Here is a 7,958-nt window from a genome sequence, read left to right on the forward strand (position 1 = left end):
ACAGGTTAGTCTTCGCTGTCTTCAATAGCGGACATCACTTCATCCTGGAAAGCTTCATCCTCTGTCAATTTCTGGCCTATTACTGTGCAAATTGCGCCAGCTAAGTCACCTGCCTCATCAACTTCTTCAGGAAAAGCAGCTTCTACACTCACTTCACCTTCTGGTGATACTTCCAGAATAAGAGCGGCTTGATTTGATTTAAGTTTTAATTGTGCCATTCTATTCATTAACCCTATAACTGTTAGTATTAGATAAAAGGATACACGGATTAAAATGTTGCAAGTCCGTTGTGCGCTGATAGGCTAAACCAGCTAGCAGTCTACGTATTCAGTAACGCCCTAAACATTTACCGCTTGATTGATGTTATTGATGTTGAAACTTGACATGATTATTTATAATAAAATCAGCAACATAACGTATGTTTCACTAAATTTTCTGCACAACTACCAGAGAGCGACCAGAAAAGAAAAAAGGGGTTACAGCGAAAAGTGCTGTAACCCCTTTAAACATTGGTGCCGGGACTAGGATTTGAACCAAGGACACACGGATTTTCAGTCCGTTGCTCTACCGACTGAGCTATCCCGGCGAAAAGAAAGCGTTAATATATGTTAGGGGCATTCGTATGTCAACATTTTTTCTAGCAAGAGCATTTTTACCATAACTTTTCAGCCGTAGACAACCCTTGTCCCAGCCAACCTGTCGTGCCAGGTACGCCCCTCAATATCCAGTAAGGCCCATAGAAATCCAAAGAAAAACGGAAGTGCTGAGGCTATGTAGCCCACCCAGCGCAGAAAACATATCCCCACACCCAGACCATTTGCCGAATACGACTCAAGTCGTATTCCCATGATTTTTTTCCCGATGGTCTGACCACAACAAGCATGCATAAGGCAAAAATAGCACATACTTGATAAGCACACGCCCATTAGCAGCCAGACCAACCAACCACCCAGCAACTGAACGTTTGCCAAAAAACTCTGACCAGAGCTTGACAATGCCACTACATTTAGACCTGTAGCCAGAGATACCAGCGCCATTAAAAAAAAGAGCAGAACACAGTCAATCGTGAAAGCCATAAATCGAGACCTGAAACCAGCAATAACAGTTCTTGGAACTAAAGCCGTTTCATTCTCTCCGTTATTTATCGTCATCGATTTCCAGGTCTAATTCCATGCCGTCATCGTCGGCACTGTCAACAGAGATATCCAGACTATCAAAGGGATCATCCAAGGCAGAAGCGTCTACAAGATTGTCGGCACCACCTTCAAAATCCAATGGTCGACCAACTGAATCAGAAGTATCGCCGTTATCATTTTCCAGGCTCAACATTCCAAGATCACCGAGCTCATAATTGCCGTCGGTGCCTTGCCCGCCTGGGTCAGTATCGGCCTCAGAAATTTGCGGTTCAATATCGCTTTCCAATTTTAGTGATAACTCATTATCGGGAACGCAACTTTTGATCACACCAGCAGCAGGCTTGTCGCCATCTGCCTCCATATCTCCTTGGCTGTCGGGATCCAGGGCATATACCAAGTCTGAAAGATCTATATTGCCCAGATCTATCCCTGTTGCTCCTGCTGACTCAATTTCAACTCCGTCCTGGTCCCCTTCAAACGTGAGCCCGGAACCCTGGTCGTCATCGTCTACCTCCAAAGTCAACGCCGAGTCTTCAATACCCAGATCAGCAGAATGAATACCCTCCAACTCCGTAAAGTCCTCCATCTGCTCGTCAGCCAAGGCTGAGGCCTGGGGCTGATCTTCATATTCTTCATCAGCAGCGTCAGAACCTGACTCAGCCTCCAGATGAAGCTCGGGCAAAGGGGTTTGCTGTTCGCCAACTTCATCAGTTTCACCCATCACAATCCCGGCCGAATTAGCAGCTTCCGTCTCGGGTTCATCACCCGCATCATCCGAAGATGACTCACGATTCGATTCAGCGCCGGATTCCGAAGTTTGGAAAGCATCCAGATTCAACACAGGTGGCATAGTGAAATCAATTTCAGGTCTGCTATTGTCACCCGTATCATGCCCCTCCAGTTTCAACTCAAGACCAGTAGCTTCATCTTCAGAAAGATTCACTTCAGTATCAGGCTCCAGCGCCAACGACTCTTCATCAGATAACTCAACCAAATCTTCTTGTTCTGCAAACGAATCACTGTAGTCGGCGCCTGAATCAAGACCTTCCCCATCAACCAACTCGGTATCAGTGGCAAATATATTTTCAGCATCATCGCCAGCAGTTATTTCATCAGCAATTCCGAGATAATTCACCTGAACGCTGATCACACTTGTTCCGTTAAGCAGTGATGCTATCTCGGCCAGGTCATGATTGCATTTTGCGCAATTTGTCAGGTGGTCAAATGAAATGTAGTCGCATTTGGGACAGAGCATAGCGTTTTCCTCATCCAGTAGAAATTATCTAAATTCAATATCTATCATCTTAAAACACGAGTTCGCCGCCGGTCAAGAAATTCCATTCAAAAACAGTGATTTAAAAGATTAATTGGCTGCCCAAAGACAAAAACTTGCAAAATAGCTGTGATCACGCTAAAAAGCCTTTACTCCGTCATATCTCGTGCCGTTTTTTTTGCACGATTCGATAGAATACAGCTGTAGGGGCTGATCAAATTAACATTAAGGCCGATTGACATACCCACTAATGAACAAATCAAAAAAAACTTCATTTACAACTGTTAATGCACGCCTCTTGCTTAAACAATGGCTGACATGCTGCCTTATGACCTTTACACTACTGACGGTTATACCGGGCTGTTCATCTAAGGATCAGATCAGACATCTCGCCTCAGACGCCATACTCATAGTCCCCCAACAATCAACCTCAAAAGAGGTCCTCTCTCTTTTAGGCCAACCGGTACAGCGTCGAGAACTTGCTGATGGGACAGAAGAATGGATTTATTTTCATAAAAATCAAAGCCTATTAAGAAAGACGCCTTTTATCGGCGATAAGTTCGGTCGAGAAGAGTTCGACCTCGTCATCATTCACATCAAGGCAGACATTGTCAAATCATGCACATACCGACTTTTAACAGAAGAAGATTTTAAGAGTTCAGGCATCAAGTCAGACCATCAACTCCATGCGGAATAATTACGATAAGGCTCGAAGCAGGCTAGTAGAAGAACAACTCATCCCCCGAGGCATTACCAGCCCTGCAGTTATACACGCCATGCAGACCGTGCCTCGTCACATGTTCGTTGACGATGCCCTGCATGGTCAAGCCTATGGCGATTTTGCCCTGCCAATCGGGGAAGGACAAACCATATCACAACCCTATATCGTAGCCCTGATGACCCAGGCGCTGGCCTTGACACCCACTTCAAGAATTCTTGAAATCGGCACAGGCTGTGGCTACCAGACTGCCATTTTGTCACTCATCTGCGAGAAGGTTTACACTGTCGAACGCATCAAAGCTCTGTTCATTAAAGCCCGTCGTAATTTTGACCGCCTGCACTACCTGAACATCCTCTACAAACTCGATGACGGCAGCTTAGGATGGCAGGAACACGCCCCCTTTGATGCGATTATTGTCACTGCAGCAGGCCCGGAAATCCCCAGCGCCCTGGTGGATCAACTTGCCGACCCCGGCATTATGGTGCTCCCCGTTGGGGAAAGACAAAGCCAGGAGCTTACCGTTATCAAGAAACAAGATGGCGTCACCACCCAAGAAGTTATCGAACATGTACGTTTTGTTAGGTTGATAGGCGAGCAGGGATGGCAGACCTGAATAGTTACCAAAATTACAGATAAAGAATACAACGTGACAGAAAACAGATCGAAACAATCCTGGAAAGACAGTATTTTCAATGGCCCTGGCCCCAAGAACCTTAAAGAAGCTGTAGTTTTGCTCAGCAAGGGAATTGCCATGGGCTGTGCCGACCTGGTTCCAGGTGTTTCGGGCGGAACCGTAGCGCTTATCACAGGCATTTATGCCGATCTGCTTAAAGCGATAAGTTCCGTGGGGGACGGTTTAAAACAGTTTGCCACGCTACAGTTCAAAGAGGGGCTTTCGACAATTCACATCCGCTTTCTGTTCTGCTTAATGCTGGGAATCGGCTTGGCCATTGTCGGACTCGCCAGCTTGATGCACTTCCTTTTAGAACAGTATCCCATACCGACCTGGGGTCTGTTTTTTGGCTTAGTTGCTGCCTCAATTTTCGTGGTTGGCACCGAGGCTAATGTCTGGAGGAGTGGTCTTGCGCCCTTTTTTATTGGCACAATGCTGGCCTATCTGGTCGTCGGGATGATACCGGTTTCAACGCCAGAAGCGCTTTGGTTTATCTTTCTCGCAGGCATGATCGCGATTTGTGCCATGATCCTACCGGGCATCAGCGGAGCTTTTCTCCTCCTGATTCTCGGCAAGTATCAATTTATTACCGGTGCATTAAAAAATCCGTTTGTGACTGACAATATTGTAATTATTGCAATCTTTTGTACTGGCTGTGCGACCGGCCTGCTGGGCTTTTCCCGATTTTTATCCTACATGATGGACAAGCACCGGGGCGCCACTATGGCCTTACTTACCGGCTTTATGCTGGGATCAATGCGTAAAATATGGCCCTGGAAAGAGATATTGGAAAGTATAACCGTGCGCGGCAAAGTTCATGTGCTCAGCACAAAAAACATCATACCCACTGCCTTTGACTCCGAACTAGTGATCACAGCGGCCTTAGCCCTGACTGGCTTTATTGTTGTTATCACCCTCCAGAAAATGACCCGCGCAGATTAAGCCTTACAGATAAAACCCGTTAATTTGTACCCACCAAGAAGCGGCGCATCCGGATATTAAACAATATGCCGATGGCAGCCAGGGTAGTTAGCATGGATGAACCTCCATAGCTGACTAGGGGCAGCGGCATGCCAACCACGGGCAGCAACCCTAAAACCATAGCCAGATTGATTATAGCCTGCCAAAAGATTAACGATACTATCCCGAACGCCAAAAGGACACCAAACTTATCCCGAGACGAAAGAGCAATATTTAATCCCAAAAAAACAAGAAAGAAGTAACAGGACAAAAAGAACACAGACCCTATAAAACCCCACTCTTCGGCCAACACAGAAAATGCAAAATCAGTATGGCGCTCGGGCAGAAAGTCCAAGTGGACCTGTGTTCCCTCCAAGTATCCCTTGCCAAATTTAGCTCCCGAGCCGACGGCAATTTTCGACTGCATAATATGATACCCTGAATTTAACGGGTCACTTTCCGGGTTCAGGAATGTTTCTATTCGCTGCCGCTGATAAGGCTTAAGACCAAACTTCCAGCCCAGAGGCACAATAACAGCGCAACAGGAACATAATGTTACGAGGGTAGACCAACGCAACTTGACAAATAAAGTCATAGAGACAAAGACACAGCCCAACATTAAGGCTGTACCAAGATCCGGCTGTTTAACAATAAGAACAAATGGCAGGCCAGTCAGCAAACCAGGGACCAAAAGCTCTTTAAGTGAAAACCCTTTTCCGGTGTCTTTACGGTAGTAATAACTGGCCAAAGCAATTACCAATGACAACTTGGCTGGTTCTGAAGGCTGGAGATTGAAGAAGCCAAGATTGATCCAACGTTGAGTCCCAGCTGTTGTTTTACCAAAAACCATTGCAATTATGATTAGGACAATTATCAGGACATAGATTGGGTAATTAACAGTTATCAAGGCCCGATAATCGAAACTGATTATCAATAAAATGGCACAACAACCCATCAGGAAAAAATATATCTGCTTCATATAGGCCGGGGTACCATAAAATCCCGTGTATGATGCACTGTAGAGATTGGCCAGCGCCATTGCCACCACTGCCGCAAGAACCACCAAAAGCGTCCAATCAAAATTCACCAGAAGTCTTCTATCAAACTTGAACATTATCTATCTAATCCTGCAGTTACTCCGACAAAGCCGGACTCTGTTTATCCCAGTATCGAGGAATTCCGTTTAATTTAATTTATTTTTTGTCCTTTTCCTTGTGCACCAATCTATCCGAAAAATAGCTTTCTAAAACTAATTTTGCAACTGGCCCCGCCCCCGAACTCCCATGCAAACCGTGCTCGACCAATACCGTTACGGCAATTTCAGGTTTTTCAGCCGGCGCATAACAGGTAAACCAGGCATGATCACGATATTTGTAGGGGATCTCATCTTCCGGAACATTCTTATTTTGGGCAAGTTTAACAACCTGGGCCGTGCCCGTCTTTCCGGCAACTGTAATCCCATCCAGCCTCACGAGCTTGGCCGTACCACGCTCACCATTTACCACCGCCAGCATACCGGCCTTAATCAGGCCGAGAGACTTTGAATCACCAAGCATGCGCCCATCCTCAATGGGCTCAAATTTCTCAGTAATAGTACCACTCTCATCCATTATTGACTCTATAATCTGGGGACGATAACGAATCCCATTATTGGCGATTGTTGCTGTCATCTGACAGACCTGGAGAGGCGTGGCGAGATTAAATCCCTGGCCGATGGCCACCGACATGGTCTCACCTTCCTGCCACCCCTCCTTGCGTTGCTTAAGTTTCCAGTCGGTGGTCGGAATAAGCCCAGGTTTCTCATGTTCCACATTAATCCCAGTTTGCGTACCGAAACCAAGAGATCTGGCATATTTGGCCAAGGAATTAACCCCAACCTTTAATCCCACCTGGTAAAAATAGACATCACATGACTGCGCCAGGGCGTCTACCAAGCTGACTGCACCATGCCCACTTCTCTTCCAGCAATGGTATCTTCGGCCATGCAACATCATCGAACCGGCACAGTAGTAAATAGTATCCTGATTAATTACCCCTTCGGACAATCCTGCCAAGGCGGTAACCATTTTATAGGTGGAAGCAGGCGGGTATTGGCCCTGAACCGTTTTGTTGAGGAATGGATGCATTATATTCTGCTGCATTTTATCCCAGGCCTTTTGAGAGATACCACCAATAAACTCTTCGAGTTCCAGCGGAGGGGAGCTGGCAAAAGCAAGAAGGCGACCACTGTTAACCTCCATGACAATAACAGCGCCGCCCTTATTTTCAAGGGCATCCTCTGCGGCCTTTTGTATATCAAGATCAATGGTAAGCTTAATATCATTTCCCGACAATGGTTCATGAACCGCAATCTCACGCTGCTCAAATCCCTGCACATCCACTTCTACGTAGCGCTGCCCCTTTTCCCCCCGCAGTTTATCTTCGTAAAGTTTTTCAATGCCAAGTTTACCGATATGATCATTCGGCTGGTAGTTTACATTTTTCGCATCATTGAGCTCTTTTTGGTTAATCCGCCCGAGATAGCCAATCAGGTGTGAAGCGAGATTATCATGAATGTATTTACGTGACGGCAAAACCTCAATACGAATGCCCGGCAGATCATACCTGTGATTTTCGATATAGACTAATGTCTTCCAGTCAATATCTTCTTTCAGCCTGATCGGCACATACCGAGGGTAATCCTGCCCCTCTCTAATTCGCTCCAGCAGCTCACTGATATCTACCTTGAGAATCACCGCCATTTTCTTCAGAACCATATCGGGATTCGGAGCGTCCTCCCTCACCCATGTGACATTAAAAAATGGCCGGTTAGTTACAATCTCCTTGCCGTTTCTATCCCAAATATTACCTCGAGGCGCATTAACCCACTGCATACGGATGCGATTGTTTTCTGACAATTTAACATAGTCAGGCCCCCGCAAAATCTGAAGATACCAGAGTCGAACAACCAGAATCATCACAAAAAACAGAATAATAAGCGTAGCAATATTAACTCGCCTTTTAAGCTCAGTAAGTTCTGCTTCGTTAATTTTTTGTATTTTGGATATAACCTGACGCATATTTTCAGAAGGGTTTAGAGGGGAAAAAGGGTTAAGGGTTAGGGGTTAGGGGTTAGGGGTTAAAGGCTAATGGCTAATGGCTAATTGCTAATGAATTTAACCTTTAACCTTTGACCTAAGCGATACCGATTTCCTG

The 7,958-nt window shown here is 45.9% G+C and carries 8 protein-coding genes and 1 tRNA gene; 3 read left to right on the forward strand and 6 right to left on the reverse strand.

What is annotated here, in order from left to right; genetic code table 11:
• Positions 1–5: 5 nt before the first annotated feature.
• The 4 genes from HQK80_06195 to HQK80_06210 form a co-directional block, all read right to left on the reverse strand.
• Positions 6–218 carry a twitching motility protein gene (locus HQK80_06195; protein ID MBF0221805.1) on the reverse strand — a complete coding sequence of 71 codons (213 nt, stop codon included), beginning with the start codon at positions 216–218 and terminating at the stop codon, positions 6–8.
• Between the two features lie 292 nt (positions 219–510).
• A tRNA-Phe gene (locus HQK80_06200) sits at positions 511–586 on the reverse strand.
• A 79-nt stretch (positions 587–665) separates the two neighbouring features.
• The gene (locus HQK80_06205; protein MBF0221806.1) at positions 666–1,151 is read right to left on the reverse strand and encodes an RDD family protein; all 486 of its coding nucleotides are present in this window, start codon (positions 1,149–1,151) and stop codon (positions 666–668) included.
• A complete protein-coding gene (locus tag HQK80_06210) occupies positions 1,138–2,391 on the reverse strand; it encodes a hypothetical protein (protein MBF0221807.1) in 1,254 nt (417 codons plus the stop codon). Before HQK80_06210 ends, HQK80_06205 begins: the two co-directional genes overlap by 14 nt.
• Positions 2,392–2,659: 268 nt before the next feature.
• On the opposite strand from HQK80_06210, the gene HQK80_06215 reads away from it, so the two are divergent.
• From HQK80_06215 to HQK80_06225, 3 genes are all read left to right on the forward strand, one after another.
• Positions 2,660–3,106: a hypothetical protein gene (locus HQK80_06215; GenBank protein MBF0221808.1), complete on the forward strand. Its 447-nt coding sequence runs from the start codon at positions 2,660–2,662 to the stop codon at positions 3,104–3,106.
• Positions 3,096–3,743, forward strand: coding sequence for a protein-L-isoaspartate(D-aspartate) O-methyltransferase (locus tag HQK80_06220; GenBank protein MBF0221809.1), 648 nt, complete (start codon positions 3,096–3,098; stop codon positions 3,741–3,743). Before HQK80_06215 ends, HQK80_06220 begins: the two co-directional genes overlap by 11 nt.
• Positions 3,744–3,881: 138 nt before the next feature.
• Complete coding sequence (locus tag HQK80_06225) at positions 3,882–4,745, forward strand: DUF368 domain-containing protein (GenBank protein MBF0221810.1); 864 nt, start codon at positions 3,882–3,884, stop codon at positions 4,743–4,745.
• A gap of 19 nt (positions 4,746–4,764) precedes the next feature.
• Here the strand turns inward: HQK80_06225 and rodA are convergent, their stop codons facing one another.
• Positions 4,765–5,877, reverse strand: coding sequence for a rod shape-determining protein RodA (gene rodA / locus HQK80_06230; protein MBF0221811.1), 1,113 nt, complete (start codon positions 5,875–5,877; stop codon positions 4,765–4,767).
• 79 nt (positions 5,878–5,956) lie between these two features.
• Positions 5,957–7,822: a penicillin-binding protein 2 gene (mrdA, locus tag HQK80_06235; protein MBF0221812.1), complete on the reverse strand. Its 1,866-nt coding sequence runs from the start codon at positions 7,820–7,822 to the stop codon at positions 5,957–5,959.
• Positions 7,823–7,958 lie beyond the last annotated feature (136 nt).

This window comes from Desulfobulbaceae bacterium, assembly GCA_015231515.1.
In the GTDB taxonomy this organism is placed as follows: domain Bacteria; phylum Desulfobacterota; class Desulfobulbia; order Desulfobulbales; family VMSU01; genus JADGBM01.